Source organism: Lysobacter sp. P5_C4, assembly GCF_054049695.1.
The window spans coordinates 508,377-524,223 of sequence record NZ_JBFULX010000002.1 but is presented as its reverse complement, the minus strand read 5'-3'; the positions used below and the strand labels follow the sequence as shown (position 1 = coordinate 524,223).

At 66.3% G+C, this 15,847-nt stretch carries 22 protein-coding genes; 7 read left to right on the top strand and 15 right to left on the bottom strand.

Annotated elements, in window-relative coordinates; genetic code table 11:
- Positions 1 to 7: 7 nt before the first annotated feature.
- Both ACXJJ8_RS06910 and ACXJJ8_RS06905 read right to left on the bottom strand, forming a co-directional pair.
- Complete coding sequence (locus tag ACXJJ8_RS06910) at positions 8 to 529, bottom strand: DsbA family protein (RefSeq protein WP_499028091.1); 522 nt, start codon at positions 527 to 529, stop codon at positions 8 to 10.
- Positions 526 to 999 (bottom strand): redoxin domain-containing protein, encoded by a 474-nt coding sequence (locus ACXJJ8_RS06905; RefSeq protein ID WP_499028088.1) that lies wholly within the window; start codon positions 997 to 999, stop codon positions 526 to 528. Before ACXJJ8_RS06905 ends, ACXJJ8_RS06910 begins: the two co-directional genes overlap by 4 nt.
- A gap of 183 nt (positions 1,000 to 1,182) precedes the next feature.
- On the opposite strand from ACXJJ8_RS06905, the gene ACXJJ8_RS06900 reads away from it, so the two are divergent.
- Positions 1,183 to 1,536 (top strand): hypothetical protein, encoded by a 354-nt coding sequence (locus ACXJJ8_RS06900; protein WP_499028085.1) that lies wholly within the window; start codon positions 1,183 to 1,185, stop codon positions 1,534 to 1,536.
- A 421-nt stretch (positions 1,537 to 1,957) separates the two neighbouring features.
- On the opposite strand, the gene ACXJJ8_RS06895 is transcribed toward ACXJJ8_RS06900, so the two are convergent.
- The 4 genes from ACXJJ8_RS06895 to ACXJJ8_RS06880 form a co-directional block, all read right to left on the bottom strand.
- The gene (locus ACXJJ8_RS06895; RefSeq protein WP_499028083.1) at positions 1,958 to 2,581 is read right to left on the bottom strand and encodes a DUF1120 domain-containing protein; all 624 of its coding nucleotides are present in this window, start codon (positions 2,579 to 2,581) and stop codon (positions 1,958 to 1,960) included.
- Positions 2,582 to 2,756: 175 nt separating this feature from the next.
- Positions 2,757 to 3,161, bottom strand: a complete 405-nt coding sequence (locus ACXJJ8_RS06890; RefSeq protein ID WP_499028081.1) for a GFA family protein — start codon at positions 3,159 to 3,161, stop codon at positions 2,757 to 2,759.
- On the bottom strand, positions 3,158 to 3,784 hold the full coding sequence (locus ACXJJ8_RS06885) for a hypothetical protein (protein WP_499028079.1): 627 nt from the start codon (positions 3,782 to 3,784) through the stop codon (positions 3,158 to 3,160). The genes ACXJJ8_RS06890 and ACXJJ8_RS06885 overlap by 4 nt, the downstream gene beginning before the upstream one ends.
- An 88-nt stretch (positions 3,785 to 3,872) precedes the next feature.
- Positions 3,873 to 4,307 (bottom strand): copper resistance protein NlpE N-terminal domain-containing protein, encoded by a 435-nt coding sequence (locus ACXJJ8_RS06880; protein ID WP_499028076.1) that lies wholly within the window; start codon positions 4,305 to 4,307, stop codon positions 3,873 to 3,875.
- Between the two features lie 81 nt (positions 4,308 to 4,388).
- Here ACXJJ8_RS06880 and ACXJJ8_RS06875 point away from each other — a divergent pair, with 81 nt between their 5' ends.
- The gene (locus ACXJJ8_RS06875) at positions 4,389 to 4,574 is read left to right on the top strand and encodes a hypothetical protein (RefSeq protein WP_499028074.1); all 186 of its coding nucleotides are present in this window, start codon (positions 4,389 to 4,391) and stop codon (positions 4,572 to 4,574) included.
- 8 nt (positions 4,575 to 4,582) lie between these two features.
- Here the strand turns inward: ACXJJ8_RS06875 and ACXJJ8_RS06870 are convergent, their stop codons facing one another.
- The 3 genes from ACXJJ8_RS06870 to ACXJJ8_RS06860 all read right to left on the bottom strand — a co-directional run bounded on the left by ACXJJ8_RS06870 (position 4,583) and on the right by ACXJJ8_RS06860 (position 6,457).
- On the bottom strand, positions 4,583 to 5,020 hold the full coding sequence (locus ACXJJ8_RS06870) for a hypothetical protein (protein WP_499028072.1): 438 nt from the start codon (positions 5,018 to 5,020) through the stop codon (positions 4,583 to 4,585).
- A 103-nt stretch (positions 5,021 to 5,123) separates the two neighbouring features.
- Entirely contained in the window at positions 5,124 to 5,618 is a 495-nt protein-coding gene (locus ACXJJ8_RS06865; RefSeq protein ID WP_499028070.1) for a hypothetical protein, read from the bottom strand.
- A gap of 59 nt (positions 5,619 to 5,677) precedes the next feature.
- Complete coding sequence (locus ACXJJ8_RS06860) at positions 5,678 to 6,457, bottom strand: HAD family hydrolase (RefSeq protein ID WP_499028068.1); 780 nt, start codon at positions 6,455 to 6,457, stop codon at positions 5,678 to 5,680.
- Between ACXJJ8_RS06860 and ACXJJ8_RS06855 the strand changes: the two genes are divergently transcribed.
- Positions 6,456 to 6,971, top strand: coding sequence for a hypothetical protein (locus ACXJJ8_RS06855; RefSeq protein ID WP_499028065.1), 516 nt, complete (start codon positions 6,456 to 6,458; stop codon positions 6,969 to 6,971). The two genes, ACXJJ8_RS06860 and ACXJJ8_RS06855, sit on opposite strands and share 2 nt — an antisense overlap.
- On the opposite strand, the gene ACXJJ8_RS06850 is transcribed toward ACXJJ8_RS06855, so the two are convergent.
- Positions 6,920 to 7,390, bottom strand: coding sequence for an EF-hand domain-containing protein (locus ACXJJ8_RS06850; RefSeq protein WP_499028063.1), 471 nt, complete (start codon positions 7,388 to 7,390; stop codon positions 6,920 to 6,922). The two genes, ACXJJ8_RS06855 and ACXJJ8_RS06850, sit on opposite strands and share 52 nt — an antisense overlap.
- A 383-nt stretch (positions 7,391 to 7,773) precedes the next feature.
- Here ACXJJ8_RS06850 and ACXJJ8_RS06845 point away from each other — a divergent pair, with 383 nt between their 5' ends.
- Positions 7,774 to 7,995 carry a hypothetical protein gene (locus ACXJJ8_RS06845; RefSeq protein ID WP_499028061.1) on the top strand — a complete coding sequence of 74 codons (222 nt, stop codon included), beginning with the start codon at positions 7,774 to 7,776 and terminating at the stop codon, positions 7,993 to 7,995.
- A gap of 10 nt (positions 7,996 to 8,005) precedes the next feature.
- On the top strand, positions 8,006 to 8,281 hold the full coding sequence (locus ACXJJ8_RS06840; RefSeq protein ID WP_499028059.1) for a hypothetical protein: 276 nt from the start codon (positions 8,006 to 8,008) through the stop codon (positions 8,279 to 8,281).
- Between the two features lie 7 nt (positions 8,282 to 8,288).
- Here the strand turns inward: ACXJJ8_RS06840 and ACXJJ8_RS06835 are convergent, their stop codons facing one another.
- The 3 genes from ACXJJ8_RS06835 to ACXJJ8_RS06825 form a co-directional block, all read right to left on the bottom strand.
- On the bottom strand, positions 8,289 to 8,477 hold the full coding sequence (locus ACXJJ8_RS06835; RefSeq protein ID WP_499028057.1) for a CPXCG motif-containing cysteine-rich protein: 189 nt from the start codon (positions 8,475 to 8,477) through the stop codon (positions 8,289 to 8,291).
- Between the two features lie 2 nt (positions 8,478 to 8,479).
- Positions 8,480 to 8,992, bottom strand: a complete 513-nt coding sequence (locus ACXJJ8_RS06830; RefSeq protein WP_499028055.1) for a DUF1993 domain-containing protein — start codon at positions 8,990 to 8,992, stop codon at positions 8,480 to 8,482.
- A gap of 83 nt (positions 8,993 to 9,075) precedes the next feature.
- Complete coding sequence (locus ACXJJ8_RS06825) at positions 9,076 to 11,991, bottom strand: putative bifunctional diguanylate cyclase/phosphodiesterase (protein WP_499028053.1); 2,916 nt, start codon at positions 11,989 to 11,991, stop codon at positions 9,076 to 9,078.
- A 187-nt stretch (positions 11,992 to 12,178) separates the two neighbouring features.
- On the opposite strand from ACXJJ8_RS06825, the gene ACXJJ8_RS06820 reads away from it, so the two are divergent.
- Positions 12,179 to 12,463, top strand: a complete 285-nt coding sequence (locus ACXJJ8_RS06820; protein WP_499028051.1) for a hypothetical protein — start codon at positions 12,179 to 12,181, stop codon at positions 12,461 to 12,463.
- A gap of 73 nt (positions 12,464 to 12,536) precedes the next feature.
- Positions 12,537 to 13,073, top strand: coding sequence for a hypothetical protein (locus ACXJJ8_RS06815; RefSeq protein ID WP_499028049.1), 537 nt, complete (start codon positions 12,537 to 12,539; stop codon positions 13,071 to 13,073).
- 63 nt (positions 13,074 to 13,136) lie between these two features.
- Here ACXJJ8_RS06815 and ACXJJ8_RS06810 read toward each other — a convergent pair whose 3' ends face one another.
- Positions 13,137 to 15,470 (bottom strand): PAS domain-containing hybrid sensor histidine kinase/response regulator, encoded by a 2,334-nt coding sequence (locus ACXJJ8_RS06810; RefSeq protein WP_499028047.1) that lies wholly within the window; start codon positions 15,468 to 15,470, stop codon positions 13,137 to 13,139.
- Positions 15,467 to 15,799, bottom strand: coding sequence for a thioredoxin family protein (locus ACXJJ8_RS06805; protein ID WP_499028045.1), 333 nt, complete (start codon positions 15,797 to 15,799; stop codon positions 15,467 to 15,469). The genes ACXJJ8_RS06810 and ACXJJ8_RS06805 overlap by 4 nt, the downstream gene beginning before the upstream one ends.
- Positions 15,800 to 15,847 lie beyond the last annotated feature (48 nt).

Here is a 15,847-nt window from a genome sequence, read left to right as displayed (position 1 = left end):
CTGCGGGCTAGGCGCGCGCCGCCTCGATGGCCTGCGACAACGCCTCGAACGAATACGCCCCGTCGTGCCGCGTGCCGTTGATGAAGAAGGTGGGCGTCCCGTTCACGCCGCTGCGGATGCCGCCGTTGAAATCGGCCTGCACTTTCTCGGTGTAAGTGTCCGCGTCGATCTCCGCCTTCAATTGGTTGGGCTCCAATCCCAGGCCCTGCACGATTTCGAACAGCAACTCCGGCCCAAGCCGCGCCTGGTTGGCGTAGAGGGTTTCATGCGCCTCCCAGAAGTGCCCGTGCGCGCCGGCGAATTCCGCGGTCACCGCCGCGATCGCGGCCATCGGGTGGACTTCGGTCAGTGGGAAATGGCGGAAGACGAACCGGATGTCGTCGCCGAAATGCTTGAGCACCTTGCGCACTTGCGGCTGCGCGGCGGCGCAGTACGGGCATTGATAGTCGCCGTATTCGACCAGGGTCACGGGCGCGTCGTCGCGGCCCATGACGTGATCGCTCGCACCCACCGGAATGCGCAGGCTCATGACGTCCTCCCTTCCATCGCATCGAGTGCATCGAGGATGCCGTCGGCGCCGGGGTTCACCGCAACCGGCGAGCAGTAGCTCCACGCGATGGTGCCGGCTTCATCGACGACGAACAGCGCGCGTTCGGACACGCCTTCGCCGTCGCGATACGCACCGAATGCGCGCGCCACGCCGCCCTTCGGTTCGAAGTCCGAAAGCAGCGGGAAATGCAAATTGCGTGCCTCCGCGAAGGCCTGGTGGCACCACACGCCATCGACCGAAACGCCGAACAGATCCGCCTTGCGCCCGCGGAACTCCGACAGGACCTGGTTGTAGAGCGCCATCTGGTCGCCGCACACGGGGCTGAAATCGGCCGGATAAAACGCGAGCACGTAGCGCCTGCCTCGCAACTCATCGGACGAAAGCACCTGGTCGGGCGTCGCGTGCAGTTTGAACTCGGGGGCGGGCTTGCCTGCTTCGAGGATGGCCATGGACGCGCCTTGCGCAGCGGACGAGCCAGTGGATATAGCAGCCCGGTCGTCATGTTTTCGTTGCGCGGCGTCCTTCCGGGCAATCTTCCCCGGAACCATGGGGCAATTGCCCGCGCGGACAATGTTCGCGTTCGTACGGACGCGGTTTCCTGTCGTTGCCATCCAACGCCAACGGGCACACACATGGGAATCGACCTGGACTACTTCGAAAAGCGCGTGCGCAGCCTTGAACAGGCACTGCAACGCTTGCAAACCGACCTGGAGGATGCGCATGAAATCGCCGGCCGCATCGTCTCCGAATACCAGCAGTGGGTGAAGAACGAGACGCCGGGTCGCGAACTGATCCTGCGCCGCCTGGAAGAACTCATCACGCGCGGCAGCCCGCGCAGCGTGTTCGCCAAGACTCTCGTGCTGGAGTTCGGCATCTCGCGCACCAAGTCCTACCAGATGGTGAAGGACTACCTGGTCGAACGCGATGCGGCCGTTGCGGCGCAACGCGCAAACGCCGACGCAACCAACGTGTATTCGATCCGCTGATTTCGCTGTCTTTCCCCTGGGGGCCGCTCGCATGGACGCGACCGGCCCCTTCTTTTTTTCGTCCCGCACGCGAACGCGCCTGCACCAATGGACAATGGTCGCGACGCACGCACGATGTTCAACTACATGCACCTGCCAAGCGTCATCGGCAGGCCGGAGCCGAAGAGACGCGCGAGCACGCCCGTCGGCCGGCGCAGATCTCCCCCTCTCCCTGACTGCGCCGGCGGCTCCCTCTTTTTCCTCGCATCACTTCAGCGCATCGGGAATGCGCGAGCGCTCCAGCGCAAGCCAACCGGCTTCGGTGATTTCCCAACCGCCCAGCACCTTGCGCGCATAGCCGCGTTCGACGATGCGCGCCATCGCGTGCAGGTCGGCCGGGTGGCCCGGAGCCAGCTTCGATTCAGGCGCGTGATTGCGCAGCTCAGAGATAGATCAAGGTGAACGTGACATTCCCGTCCATCGATTCGGCCTGGCTCAACGCGAGCTCATTGCTGCCTTTGACGTAAGGCGTCACGTCCACGCTGATGACGCCATCGGTCACGAACGTTGCACCATTTCCTACCGTCCCCAACGCGCGATACTGAAATGTCGAAGGGTGGGCTCGTTCCCAAGGCGTGGTGGCATTGATCCATGACCTGAGGTTGAAGCTTTCGATAACGTTCGAAGCCACGCCGTCGGCAGTCCCCGTCCCTGGCCCCAACTCGTAATAGCCGATCGGCAGGCCCGTGCTGGTCAGGCCCAGGCCGAAAGTGTCATAGCGCGACGCGACGTCTGCGTGGAGCGTTGATTGTCGGTTATCCGTCGGTGTCACCACGTACTGCGTCGGCCCGGCGCAGCGCACCGTGATCGACAGCGGCTTGGATGTCAGCTTTGTATAGCCAGCGGGGCTGAGCATGGAAGTCGTGATTTGGCCCCAGTCCAGGGTGCCGCCGCTGCTGAGCGCGAGGGTGCATCGTCCCGGCTGGAGCGTGCCTGTGATGGCGACGTCAACCGAGCTCTGCGCAAAGGCCGGCGTCGAACCCGCCGCGAACAAGACTGCGGCCAAGAGCAAGTCTCTCGACTCCGCCCTGCGGAGAGAGGTCGGCGAACGTTTTTTCATGGCGTCACATTTGGGGAAGTTGGCTCCCGCGCATGGCACCACACGATCGGAATCCCAGCAATCGAACGTTGTTCGCACCGCGAATGTTGCCAGTACACGAACGGATCGCCGCAATCATCGTTCAGTCGTGCGTGAGATGCGCCAGCGCGGCCGTTGAGGCATCGCGGTCGTTGTCATCGAACGGCGTGACGCGCAGCGATGCCATGCTGCCCGCATCCAGGCACCGCACGTTGACGTCGACGCCGTCGGGATGGCTGCGCGGGATGTAGAAGGACTTGACGCCGCACACCGAACAGAACCGATGCTTCGCGGCGCCCGTGTTGAACGTGTACTGCGTGAGCACGTCCTGTCCGGACAACATCCGGAACCGCGCCGCCGGCACGATCAGATGCAGGTAACCGGTCATGCGGCAGATCGAGCAATTGCAGTCCAGCGCCTCGATGTCGGCGGGCGCATCGACTTCGAAACGTACGCGGCGGCAATGACAGCCGCCGCGATGCACGACGCGCTCGGGCGACGCGCTCATTTCTTGCCGTGGCCTTTGCCCTTGGAGTTGCCGTGGCCCTTGTCCTTCCCGTTGCCATGGCCCTTGTCGCTGTTGCCGTGGCCATTGCCGTGCTCGTCGTCCCCGTAGTCCGGGTGCGACTTCGACTTGTTCTTGCCGTGGTTGGGATACGCGCGTTCGAGATCGGCGTCGAGCACGATGGTGCGGCCCCAGCGGTCGTAGGTCGGCACGAAGCCTTTCTTCAGCCGATGGAATTCCGGCGAGCCCGGCTTGATGCCGAGTTGCTTGGCGATGTTGCCCCAACCGTTGCCGTGGTCGCGCTCGTATACGTCGACGACGTAGCGGCAGGGCCGGCCGATGACCGACGCGATGTTGCAGGCCATCCACACATCACCGGGTGCCCAGCGACGCGGGCCGAGCAAGTCGACGACCATGTCGCGCGGTGCGCCGTGGTAGCGCACGAGCTCATCGACGAAGGGGTCACGATAGCGCTGGCCGTAGCGATTCATGTCGCCGAGCCAGGAGTCCATCCACACATCGCCGCTGCGCGGATTCCAGCCGAAGGTGAAATCCTGCGCGTGCGCGGCCTGCCCCGCTGCGGCCAGGACGAGTGCGAGCGACAACGCTTTGACGGTGTGACGCATGGAGCCCCCTGCAATGTGGCTGCGATCAGCGCAGTGTGGACGCGCGGACTGAATGCGTTCTGAAAGAAGTGCGGTTATGGGCAGCGTGTCACAGTGCCGGCGGGCCGGCCGGCGCCAGGACGCGGTTCGGCCCCGCGGCATGCCCCAGCCGATCGACGACGACCAGGTTGCCCGTGCCGTCGATCTCGTAAAGTCGTTCGCCGCCTGACGTCGCCTGCAATCGCAGCAGGCGGCCGTCGCGGCGCCAGCGGCCGGCTTCGTGGAAATATTCGGCGCCCTCGCCGTCGAGGTAGGCCTCGACGAGTTCGTATTGGGCGACGACGCCGTTGCCGCGTTGGAGGCGCAGGCGCGTGTCGATGCCGTCGCAATCGGCGCACGCGAGCACACCTTGCCAACGCAGCTCGGCGTCGGGGTTTTCGAAGCGCGCCGTGGTGGCGTCGCGCGGCGTGCCGGCATCGCCGCAAGCGGCCAGGGTCATCGCCGCGAACAGCGGCAGGAACCATCGGCGGACGAGCGCGAACATGCGCCCATTCTCTCCCCGTACGCGTGCACGCGGCCGCGACATGGGCCGGCGGAGCATGGCGCCGTCATCGGGGACCGAGCCATGCGCCTGCATCTTTCGCCCTTCGCCTTCCTGCGCCGCCATGCGTGGGGAGTCGCGGTGCTCGTGTTGATCGTCGTGGGCTGGTTCGCGACCATCGGCTGGATCGCCGGCAAACTCAACACCGACCTGGGGCGCACCTACAAGGCCGCGCCCGTCGTCGAGGATCACGCGCATCGCGCCGACTGAGCGTGCTGCTAGCGCTTGGAGATCGTGAATTTGCCGAACGACACGCCGAGGTCCCAGCCCTCGCCTGTGCCGGCGAGCGCGAGCGATACCTCGCCCTTGGTCAACGCGGAGGCGCCGGAAGACTTGGCCGCACCTGCGTGGGCTTCGGCCTGCGCGTAGCTGCCCAGCAATTCGCTGATGTCACTGACGCCGGAGAACTCGCCGGTGCCGTTGTCGAGCTTCGACTTGCCGAAGGTGAGCCCGCCGCCCTTCGCCACGATGTGGACCGGCATCTTCTGCCCGTTGTCGCAGGTGATCGTGCCGTCGCCTGAAGCGGTCTTGTAGAAAGCCGACCAGCCGGCGAGGTTGAATTTCAGTTTGCAATCGGTCTTGCCCGCTGCCATGGCGAGGGGCGAAGCGAGGACGAGTGCGAGCGGGATGATCTGGATGAGGCGCAGACGGCGCATGGCAGGACTCCTTCGGGGGATCGGTGCGCGGAGGCTAGCACCGGATGCGTATGGCCGGTACGAAGACGGCGCCCGGAAGGCGCCGTCTTGCACGGGGGAGCGATCAGCGGTCGTGGTCGCGCCATTGGCGGCCGCCCCGGTGATGCACCGGCGCCCGGTAATACCCGCCCCGGCGGTCGTATTGCGGGTCGTAGTACGTCACGGTGCAGTTGCCCCGCCCGTTGCACTTCACCCGACGAGCGGTCCGGTCGTAGTCGTTGCCCAGGTAGATCGGCGGGTTGTAGATCAGCGGGTTGTAGATCGGCGGGTTGTACGGGCGGTAGGAATGACGGCGCTGGTCGTCGTTCCAACGGCGATCCACGACGCGGTAGTACACCGGCCGCCCGTAACGATCGCGCCCGACGACGAGACGATCCTGGTCGCGATAGTTCCCGTAACGGTAATAAGGCTGGCCGCTGCGCAACACGACGTCGGCGACATCGACGATGACGCGGGTCAACCCGTCGTCCTGTGCGAGTGCCGGCTTCGGCAGCAGCGCGGTGAAAGCGAACCCCGCCGCGAACACCGCGGGTGCGATGTACTTCGACAGCGTCGACATGGTGGTCTCCCTTGGGTCCGCCCTGATGCGAACCTGTGGCGACGATGCGACGCATTCGATTAACGGATGTCTAACCGTCCTGGCGTCCGCTGGCGGCCATTCAGCGAGGCGGCCACGCGTGCGATGTCGGTCACGGCTGCGGGCAGTTCGCTGGCTTGCGCGACGCGCCGCACACGCGGTTCGTCCTCGGCGATTTCCGCCTCGGCTTCATGCGCCCAGGTCACGTGATACGGCATGTACACGCCCCACCCGCCGAGCGCGATCACCGGCGCGATGTCCGAACGCAGCGAATTGCCGACCATCGCGAATTGTCGCGGCGCCAGTTCGAATTCGTCGAACAACCGCGCATAGGTTTCCGGATCCTTCTCGCTCACGATCTCGATGCGGCGGAACAGATCCGCGAGGCCCGATTGCTTCACCTTCGCTTCCTGGTGGAACAAATCGCCTTTCGTGATCAACACCAGTTCGTGCTGCGCGCCGATCGTTTCCACCGCTTGGCGGATGCCGGGCAACAGTTCCACCGGATGTTGCAGCAGGGACTTGCCGAGCGCGACGATGCGATGCAGGTCGCTCGCGCTCACGCGTGCGTCGGTGATTTCCACCGCGGCCTCGATCATCGACAGCACCATGCCTTTGACACCGTAGCCGAACAAGGCCAGGTTGCGCTTCTCGACCGCGTACAGGCGATCGTGCGCGTGCGCATCGGCGAGGTCGACGTAGCGCCCGACGATCTCCTCGAAATCCCCTTGCGCGCCGCGGTAATAGTCCTCGCTGCGCCAGAGCGTGTCGTCGCCGTCGAAGCCGACCAGGCGGATGCCATCGTTGTTGGAATCGGACATGGGCGCGCGCGTCATCGGGCGCACCAGTGTACGAAACGAAACAGGGCGGCCGAAGCCGCCCTGCACTCGTCGCCTTCAAGGCACCGGTCGGCACCCCTGGGCCGACCGTGATCCTTACGGCGTGCTCGGCGGTGCGCCCGCCGTGCTGGCCGAAGTCGGCATCGACGAAGAAGTCGTCGTGTCGCTCGAAGTCGTACCCGCCGTACCCGACGCGTCCGTGGTGGTCGTGCTGGACGTCTCGGTGGTCGTCGTCGCGTCCTTGTCGTGCGCGCAGGCCGCCAGCGTCAGCGAACCGACGGTGATGGCGGCAGCGATGGATATGTTGCGAATCGTGTTGTTCATTGGGGGTCCTCGTCTGTGTGCCTTGATGCGCGAATCCGGCTGGCCCCGAAGGAACCAGCCGGATGGAGCGCCGCTATTTCGAAGCGAGCCTCATGCACGCTTCGACTCGGTCGCGACTGATCAGCCGCCCGAATCCGACTTGGCTCCGCCCTTGCCGTTCGCGGCGAGGTAAGCCTTGTATTCGTCCTGCGTCAGCTCGCCGTCGGCATTGGCATCGGCCTTGGCGAAGACGGACGAGAGGTTCGACACCGATGCCGCTTCCGACGCGCTCAGCGTGCCGTTCTTGTCGGTATCCAGGTCGGACCAGTTCTTCTTCTCGGGCTCGCCCTTGGACTGCGCCATCGAATCCTTGGACATGGAATCCTTGGACTGCGCCATCGAATCCTGGGTGGCGGCCTGCGTCGCATCCTGCGTGGCGGCCTGCGTCGCATCCTGGGTGGCGGCCTGCGTTGCATCCTGCGTCGCCGAGGTGGCGGCGTTGGTGGCGTCCTGCGTCGCCGACTGCGGCGTGGTGCTCTGCGCGAAGGCCAGCGGTGCAGCCAGCGTCAGGGCGAGGGCGAGGTAAAGCGGCTTGCGATTGGAAAGATTCATTCGTCGGTCTCCATGGGGGAACAAACGTCGCGCCAGATGCATCGGCTTTTTGGCGACGTTACGCACCTTGCGCCTTGGCATCTGAATCTCCGCGACCTGCCGGTTTTCGCCTCCACACCGCATTAACCAACCCGCACGGGATTTGGAGTAACCGCGTGCGGCGGTGTGCAGCATGTCGGGCAATGGCTTGTTTTAAGGCCTTTTCGCCGGCGTTCGCGAGCTTCGCCCGCCCCGCGTCATCGCCGCGCGAACGCCGCCGATGACGCGCAGTCGACCGATGATGCGGACTTACGAAACTTTTACATCGGCCATGCAACGGCGTTAATGGCCGCCTCTCCACAGTGGTCGCAGACAACCCGAAGCACTCCCCCGAGGACTCCCCCATGGGCACCCAACGCCACACCCCGCGTTCCAAATCCCGCACGGTCGGATCGCAACCGGCCGCACAGCAGAGTTCGCCGCAGTCGATGGCCAACCACGACTCGCAATCGGACACGCAACGCGAGCGCACGCGGGATGCGATCGCCAACCAGGGCGCGCAGGGCCGCCACGTGCCGTTCTCCCTCAAGGAAGAAGAGGACGACGACGAAGCGACCCGACACTGAAGCCCGCGCCGTGAAATCCGCTTTCCTGCTGTTGGCCTTTGCAGTGCCGGCGCTCGCGCAGACGCCGCCGACCGCCGCGACGGTGGCCACGCCCGTGGCGGGCGGAGAGACGTTCTCCGCGCTCGATGCGGACAAGGACGGCCGCGTGAGCTCGACCGAAGCCGACCGCGATGCCGGTTTCAGCGCGCGCTTCGCCGCGATGGACGCCAACGCGGACGGCTTCATCACCAGCGACGAATACAACGAACGCGCCAAGGCGAACGCACAGCCCCGGCCGTCGCGCTAGTCGCGCTTCACGCGTCGTCTTCCGACGTCGCGCGCACCACCGGATCGCCATCGCGGTCGAAGCCCACGTCGATGACGATGGGCTTGCAGCAGACCTGGCAATCCTCGATGTAGTGCTGCTCGCCCGCCGAGTCGTCGACGAAGACGGTGATCGTCTCGCCGCAATAGGGGCACTGGATGTCGACGCTCGGCAGCACGTTCAGCGGCCCACGTCGCCCAGCCAGTCCGACTTGCCGATCGGCACGCCCGACGCGCGCAGGATCGCGTACGCCATCGAAGCGTGGAAGAAGAAGTTCGGCAGTGCGAAGGTGGTGGCGTAACCCTGCCCATCGAAATTCAGTTCGCCCAGGCGGCTCTTGACCTGCACCGGACGCGAAGCCGCACCTTCGAACCGGGCGGCATCGAAGGATTCGATGTAGGCGATGCAACGGGCGATGCGCGCTTCGAGTTCCTCGAAGGTCTTCTCGTCATCGGGGAAGGGCATCGCTTCGCTCGCCGTCAGGCGCGCGCAACAATTCTTCGCGTGGTCGGTGGCGATCTGCACCTGGCGCACGAGCGGCAACATGTCGGGGATCAGGCGCGTGTTCAACAGCACGTCCGGCGCGATGTTCTTCTCGGCGGCGTACTTTTGCCCGGTGCGCAGGACGTGCAGGAGATTGCGCAAGGTGCGGATGAAAACCGGCGCGGTGAAGGCGTGCAGCGTTTGCGTCATGGCGGGGCTCCAGGGGCCGATGCGGCCCGGAAGCGGCACAGGTTACGCCGACGCCCGTGGAACGATAGTCGCCCTTCCGGGTTTCACTGTCCCAGCCAATGGCCGGACGGCGCGGGATGCGCGAAGCGATAGCCCTGCCCGTACACGCATCCCATCGCGCGCAACACGGCCCACTGCGCGTCGGTCTCGATACCCTCGGCGACGATCTCCGTCCCGAGCGCATTGCCGAGCGCAAGGATCGCTTCGATCAACGCCGAACTGCGCGAGGGCACGCCGTTCGCGAAGGGCGCCACGAAGCTCTGGTCGATCTTGATCATCTTCAGCGGGAACTGGTGGACGTGCCCGAGCGAGGAGTAGCCGGTGCCGAAATCATCGAGCGCGGCCACGATCCCGCGTTCGGCGAGGCGATGCAACATCGCGACCACGTTTTCCGGATCGCCGAGCAGCGTGCCTTCGGTGACTTCCAGGCGCAGGGCACGCGGATCGAAGCCGATTTCGTCTACGAGTTCGAGCAGGCGCCGGTCGAAGTCGGTATGCAGGAACAGGCGCGGCGACACATTGAGCGTGAGATAGCGCAGCACGCCGTCGCGCGACTGGCACACCATCGGGCGCGCGGCTTCCAGCGCCAGGCGGAACATGCGCCAGTCGATCTGCCCGACCAGGCCGCTGTCCTCGGCGACCTTGAGGAATTCCGAAGGCGTCAGCACGCCCCGCGTCGGGTGACGCCAGCGCAGCAACGCCTCGTAGCCCACGACGCTGGCATCTTCCAGGCGCACGATGGGCTGGAACCACGGCTCGAACTCGTCGCGCATCAATGCATCGCGCAGGGCCTGTTCGAGGTCGAGCACGCCCATCGCGGTCTGGTGCATCGCATCGTCGAACAGCACGAACCGGTTGCGGCCGGCGTCCTTCGCCCGATACAGCGCGACGTCCGCGTCGTGCAGGATGCGGTCGACCGACTCGCAGTCCTGCCCGGCGATGGCGATTCCGATGCTGCAGGAGAGCTGGATTTCGCGGCCCGCCACGTGCAGCGGCGGCGTCAGTGCGCGCAACACGCGTTGCGCGACCTTGCTCGCGGTCTCGGGCGCCTGCACGTGTTCGAGCAACATCACGAATTCGTCGCCCGCGATGCGCGCGACCACGTCGGGATTGCGCACGCAGCCCGCCAGGCGCCTGGACACCTGTTGCAGCACGGCGTCGCCGGCGCTGTGGCCGAGGCTGTCGTTGACGACCTTGAAGCGGTCGACGTCGATGTAGAGCAGCCCGAAGCCCGAACTGTGATCGCGACGCAGGCCGGCAAGCGCGCGTTCGATGCGATCGCGCAGGTACACGCGGTTCGGCAGGCCGGTCAGCGCGTCGTGCATGACCTGGTGCTGCAACTGCGCTTCGACCTGTTCGCGCACGGAAATCTGTTCGCGCAACTCGACGGTGCGCGCTTCGACGCGATGTTCGAGCTCGGCGTTCGCCTGGCGCAGCAGTTCGGCCGCGCGCCGGCGTTGCAGCGAGCTCCCGATCTGGTAGGAGACGAAGGTCAGCAGTTCGGCATCGCGTTCGTTGTAGACATCGCCGCGGTCGTAGCTCTGGACGGCGACCACGCCGATGGCGCCTTCGGTGCTCAACAGCGGCGCGCCCAGCCAGACCAGGGTCGGCGCACCGAGCATGCCGCTGTCGATTTCGCCGGCCGCCACCATCGTGGCGGCATCGTCGCGCGAAACGAGTACGGGGCGTTGCGTGCGCAGCACGTGTTCGGTCAGGCCGCGGCCGTAGGAGCGCGCGCTCCAGTCGCGCTCGAACTCGTCGGCCGCGTACGGGAACGACACGGTACTCCCGTCGTCGGAGAGCAGCGCGATGTAGAAATTCTTCGCTTCGATCAATTCACCAACGACGGCGTGCACATGACGATAGAAGTTGTCGGTCGTCTCGTCCAGGCTGGCCAGCGCGGCGATGCGGTACAGCGCCGCCTGCAGGCGTTCGCCGCGTTCGCGCTCGCCGACTTCGCGACGCAACTCGCTGTTGGCGACCTGCAACTGCTGCGTGCGCTCGACGACGTGCCGCTCCAGTTCCACGCGGCCGCTCTTGCGTTCCAGCGCAGTGAGGATGTGTTCGGCGACGAAGGCGAGCAGCGACATCTCGGCGGTCGTGTAGCAACGATTGCCGGTGTAGCTCTGCACGACCACGACGCCGTGGACGTCGCCGTCGCGCAGCATCGGCACGCCGAGCCAGTCGGAACTGTCCGCGCCGTGCAGGCGCAACGGGCCGGAGACCTGCTGCATCAGTTCGGGCGTGGAGCCCATCAGCGGGCGCTTGTCGCGGGTGAGGTACCAGGTCAGGCCGCGCTCGATGCGCGCCAGCGGAATCTCTTCCTCGGGCGCGAGCAGTTCGTCGTCGACGACATCGGAGAAGTAGAGAAAGCGCAGCGCATCGCGATCGCGGTCGTACAGCGCGATGTAGAAGTTCTCCGCGTACATCAGGTCGGCGACGATGCGGTGCAGTCCGCGCAGCATGTCCGGCATCTCGAGGTCCGAGCCGGCCATGTCGGCGATCGCGTAGAGCGAGCGCTGCAACTTCTCGGCCTGCTCCAGGCGCGCGACGCTTTCGCGCATGCGGCGCAGGTCGAGGGTTTCGGCCAGGCGCGCGACCGTGGTGGCGCAAGGGCGGATCTCCGCGTGCGGGCTGTTGAGCACGGCAACCGCGCCCTCGCCGTCGTCGTAGAGCACGCGCGGATTACTGTCGTCGTTCTCGCCGGCACGGATGCGCGAGACCGCATCGATGGCGTCTGCGATGACCCCGGCGTCCGCGCACGCAGGCGGGAACGCCTCGATGTCGCGGGGCCAGTGCGTCGACCACAGGACGCAAGCGCAGTGCGTATCGAGTTGCGCATCGGCCTCGAACCAGGCCTGCACGACGTCTTGTGGCGTCGATGCGCGCAGCAGGCGCTCGGGCAGCGGAAGCTGCGCCGCGCCCTCGTGCACCGGCGATCGACCGAATTTCGCGACCATGGAACGTGGATCCCCCTGAGGCTGGCAGCGTAGGGGCCGCCCCGTGTCCATTCCGTGCGCTACGTCACTGAGCGGATGCTACCCACGTCTCGGCGGATGAATGGTTCACGGGCGCATCGTCACACCGGCTGCACCCGCAACCCGCGAGCGTGCGGCCAGGGCGCCCTCGGGGCGACAGGGGACAACCATGGAAGAGCACGCCATCGCTGGGCAGGCGGTCGATCTTGGGCCGGCGCTGGAAGCCGAACTGGAAGCGCTGGATCGCGAGATGCCACGGATCCAGTCGATGGCCGGCAACGTCTTCGCGCTCGCATCGGCGTGGGCCGAGCGCCATGCGGCAATCCTCGAACGCACGCCGCCGACGATGCGCGCGGCGATGGAAGCGCGCCTGCATCGCATCGGCATTCGCTGGGGCGTCGTGCACGGCGCGCGAATGACCACGCAATTCCCCGCGGTGGGTTCACTACGCTGAACTTCGTTAGCCGCTCCTTCACTGTTCGCAACATTTTCGCTAACAGGCGAGTGCGTACCTTCAAGCAACGGCCATGTCGGCCGAAGTCGTGGAGTACGTCGAGATGACCAACCAACAGGATCAGAAGGGCCAGGGTTCGCAGTCGCAGGGTTCGCAGAACCAAGGCATGCAGGGCGCGCAGGGTGGATCGCAGCAGCAGGGCCAACAGCAGCAGGGCGAACAAGGTTTGGCGGGGCAGCAAGGTTCACAGGGCACGCAGTCGGGCTCGGAACAATATTGGCAGCAGCAGTTCCAGAGCGAGCCGTATTTCCAGCAGGGCCAACAGTTCGAGCAGTACCAGCAGGCTTACCAGACCGGTGAACAGGGCCAGCAGCAAAGTGGCGGCAAGAGCTTCGGCGAATCCGAAGACCAATTGCGCAGCGAATACGAAAGCAGGACCCAGGGCAACGAGCAGGCGGTGAAGTGGAGCGAAGGTGCCGGCCAGGCGTGCGAAGCCGCGTGGAATCGCGCGAGCTCGCAGGGTCAGTCGAGCGATCGCGACATGCAGCAGGGTTCGCAGGGTTCCTCGCAGCAGCAGGATCGTGGTGAAAGCACGGGGCGTACGAGCTAACCCCGCCTTCTCCAGGCAACGCTCCCCCAAGCCCCGCCCCTGCATGCGCAGGGGTGGGGTTTTTCATGCGCGGTGTTTCATTCGCAGGAGCGAGCCGACCAGGGTTTCCAACGCGGCGGGGTCCACCGGCTTCACCACGTGCGCATCGAATCCGGCCTCCGCGGTCCGCGTGCGCACTTCGGGCTGGCCCCAGCCGGTGATGGCGACGACGATCAGCTGATCGCCGCCATCGGCCGCACGCATGCGCCGGCACACTTCGTAACCGTCCACGCCGGGCATGCCCAGATCGAGCAACACCGCATCCGGCGCGAACGCGACCTGCCAGGTGAGCGCGGACGCCGCGTCGTACGCCGTGCGCACCTGGTGCCCCTGCATGCGCAGGAACAGCGCGAGCGAATCGGTGTGTTCGCGGTTGTCGTCGACGACGAGCAGGCGCATGCGCGCGCCGGAGGCCGGCACCGTTTCCTGGGGCACCACCGGATCCGCTTCGCCCTGCGCGAGCGGCAAGCGCACTTCGAACTCGCTGCCCTGCCCCAGCCCGGCGCTGCGCGCGATGACCGAACCCGCGTGCATTTCCACGAGGCTGCGCACGAGGGTCAGCCCGATGCCGAGCCCACCGGCCGCGTGCCCGATGGAATGCTCGGCCTGGCTGAACAGATCGAACAGGCGTTCGATCTGGTCGGTCGCGATGCCCAGGCCGTTGTCCTGCACGACGATCACCGCTTCGTCGTCCTCGCGCCGCGCTTCCAGCACGATGCGTCCGCCCGGCTCGGTGTATTTCGCCGCGTTGTTGAGCAAGTTGGACAACACCTGCGCAAGGCGCACCGGATCGGCGTGCAACACGAGCGGCGTCGAAGGCATCGCCACGGCGAGGTCATGATGCGCGCCATCGATCAACGGCCGGCTGGTTTCCACCGCGCGATCGACGACATCGGCCAGCGACACCGACTGCAGATGCATCGGCACCATGCCGCGCGTGATGCGCGAGACCTCGAGCAGATCGTCGACCAGCCGCACCAGTTGCGCGACCTGCCGTTCCATCACGCCATGCAGGCGTTGCATGTCGACATGCGCGCCGGCCTCGCCCTGCTCGGCCATGCGCAAAATGTGGAGGCAATTGCGCAGCGGCGCGAGCGGATTGCGTAATTCATGCGCCAGCGTGGCGAGGAACTCGTCCTTGCGCTGGTCCACCTCGCGCAGCGCGTGTTCGGCCAGCTTGTGGTCGTGGATGTCGGTGGTCGCGCCGTACCAACCGGTGAGGTTGCCGGCGGCGTCGTGCGCGGGATTCGCCCGCACGAGGAACCACCGGTACGCGCCATCGTGCCGGCGCAGGCGCAGCTCGGTTTCGAACGGCTCGCCCTGGAACGCGCGATGCCACGCGGCCGCCACCGCCTCGCGATCGGCGGGATGGATCACGCTGTTGCGTTCCTCGCGCGTCACGTCGAGGGCTTGCCCGGTGTATTCGGTCCAGCGATCGCTGAGCCAGGTCATCGCACCGTTGGACGTCGCGCTCCACAGGATCGACGGCGAGGCGTTGGCCAGGCAGCGGAAGCGCTCTTCGCTTTCGCGCAACGCCACCTCGGTGCGCATGCGCATGGAGATGTCTTCGAAGAGCACCGCGACGCGCCCGCTCTTGGCAGGACCGAACGGAAACGCATGCACTTCGTACCAGCGACCGAGCGCCAGCGCCGGCAGCATCGTCCGCGCGCACCGCTGGCTGCGGGCGACATCGCCATAGAAGTGGTACCAGTGCGGCTCGTGGTCCGGCACGAGCTCGCGCATGGTCCGGCCGACCACGTCCACCAGGCCGGTGTAGCGCTCGAACTCGCGATTGGTTTCCACGAAGCGATAGTCGACGGCCTGGTCTGCGTCGAACAACACGTCGATCACGCAGAAGCCCTGGTCGATTTCCTCGAACAGCGTGCGATACGTGGTATCCGGCGCGGTGGCCGTCCGTGGGCGCTGTGGCTCGACGAGCGTCGGCAGATCGCTTTCGTCCAGTTCGAGCAAGGTGATCGTCGCCGCGCGCAGCACGCCGGTGAAATCGCGCACGGCGGTCAAGCGCGCCAAGGCCGCGAGCGTTCCGCCATCGGGCCGGCCGATCTGGATCGCGACGGTCGCCGGCCGCTTGTCCGCATGCAGTGCGGCCATCGCGCGCCGCAACGCATCGCGGTCGGGAATGCCGCCCAGCGATTCGAAGGCCATGCCGCGCAACACATCGATGCCGCGCCCGAGCAGGCGTGCAGCCGCCGGGTTCACGTCGACCAGGTGTCCGCCGGCGTCCACGCGCAGCAGGCCGACATCCGCACGGTCGGCGATCTCCAGCCAGCGCGCCGAGGGCTGCGGCGCTTCGCCCGCGCGCGGTTCCATGGCCGGCGACGCGGGCTCGTCGATCACGGCGGCGGATCGATCAGGGACAGGGCATCGGCGATCGGACCGGTCGTCGTCGGACGCACCAGGCGCGCGACTTCCTCGCCATCGCGGAGGAAGATCAACGTCGGCCACAGCTTCACGCGGAACGAGCGCCCGAGCGGCTTGCCACGGCCGTCTTCGATCTTCATGTGGTGCACGTCGGGGTGCGCGGCGAAGGCCGCTTCGGCCGCCGGCTGCGCCGCGACGCAATGGCCGCACCAGTTCGCGCCGAACTCGATGACAGCCGGGCCTGCGCGCGCATCGACGCTGGCCCGTTCGGGCTCGGTGGCTTCATAACGATGAGCGAACGACATCGTGCTTCCGTGCGCGCAAGTGCGGCTCAGGCGTGAGCCACGGAGGCT

Bases quoted from the DNA above. Each gene is read 5' to 3' on its own strand.
- ACXJJ8_RS06910 (WP_499028091.1), bottom strand. From the start codon at position 529: ATGAGCCTGCGCATTCCGGTGGGTGCGAGCGATCACGTCATGGGCCGC.
- ACXJJ8_RS06905 (WP_499028088.1), bottom strand. From the start codon at position 999: ATGGCCATCCTCGAAGCAGGCAAGCCCGCCCCCGAGTTCAAACTGCAC.
- ACXJJ8_RS06900 (WP_499028085.1), top strand. From the start codon at position 1,183: ATGGGAATCGACCTGGACTACTTCGAAAAGCGCGTGCGCAGCCTTGAA.
- ACXJJ8_RS06890 (WP_499028081.1), bottom strand. From the start codon at position 3,161: ATGAGCGCGTCGCCCGAGCGCGTCGTGCATCGCGGCGGCTGTCATTGC.
- ACXJJ8_RS06885 (WP_499028079.1), bottom strand. From the start codon at position 3,784: ATGCGTCACACCGTCAAAGCGTTGTCGCTCGCACTCGTCCTGGCCGCA.
- ACXJJ8_RS06880 (WP_499028076.1), bottom strand. From the start codon at position 4,307: ATGTTCGCGCTCGTCCGCCGATGGTTCCTGCCGCTGTTCGCGGCGATG.
- ACXJJ8_RS06875 (WP_499028074.1), top strand. From the start codon at position 4,389: ATGCGCCTGCATCTTTCGCCCTTCGCCTTCCTGCGCCGCCATGCGTGG.
- ACXJJ8_RS06870 (WP_499028072.1), bottom strand. From the start codon at position 5,020: ATGCGCCGTCTGCGCCTCATCCAGATCATCCCGCTCGCACTCGTCCTC.
- ACXJJ8_RS06865 (WP_499028070.1), bottom strand. From the start codon at position 5,618: ATGTCGACGCTGTCGAAGTACATCGCACCCGCGGTGTTCGCGGCGGGG.
- ACXJJ8_RS06855 (WP_499028065.1), top strand. From the start codon at position 6,456: ATGGGCGCGCGCGTCATCGGGCGCACCAGTGTACGAAACGAAACAGGG.
- ACXJJ8_RS06860 (WP_499028068.1), bottom strand. From the start codon at position 6,457: ATGTCCGATTCCAACAACGATGGCATCCGCCTGGTCGGCTTCGACGGC.
- ACXJJ8_RS06850 (WP_499028063.1), bottom strand. From the start codon at position 7,390: ATGAATCTTTCCAATCGCAAGCCGCTTTACCTCGCCCTCGCCCTGACG.
- ACXJJ8_RS06845 (WP_499028061.1), top strand. From the start codon at position 7,774: ATGGGCACCCAACGCCACACCCCGCGTTCCAAATCCCGCACGGTCGGA.
- ACXJJ8_RS06830 (WP_499028055.1), bottom strand. From the start codon at position 8,992: ATGACGCAAACGCTGCACGCCTTCACCGCGCCGGTTTTCATCCGCACC.
- ACXJJ8_RS06825 (WP_499028053.1), bottom strand. From the start codon at position 11,991: ATGGTCGCGAAATTCGGTCGATCGCCGGTGCACGAGGGCGCGGCGCAG.
- ACXJJ8_RS06820 (WP_499028051.1), top strand. From the start codon at position 12,179: ATGGAAGAGCACGCCATCGCTGGGCAGGCGGTCGATCTTGGGCCGGCG.
- ACXJJ8_RS06815 (WP_499028049.1), top strand. From the start codon at position 12,537: ATGTCGGCCGAAGTCGTGGAGTACGTCGAGATGACCAACCAACAGGAT.
- ACXJJ8_RS06805 (WP_499028045.1), bottom strand. From the start codon at position 15,799: ATGTCGTTCGCTCATCGTTATGAAGCCACCGAGCCCGAACGGGCCAGC.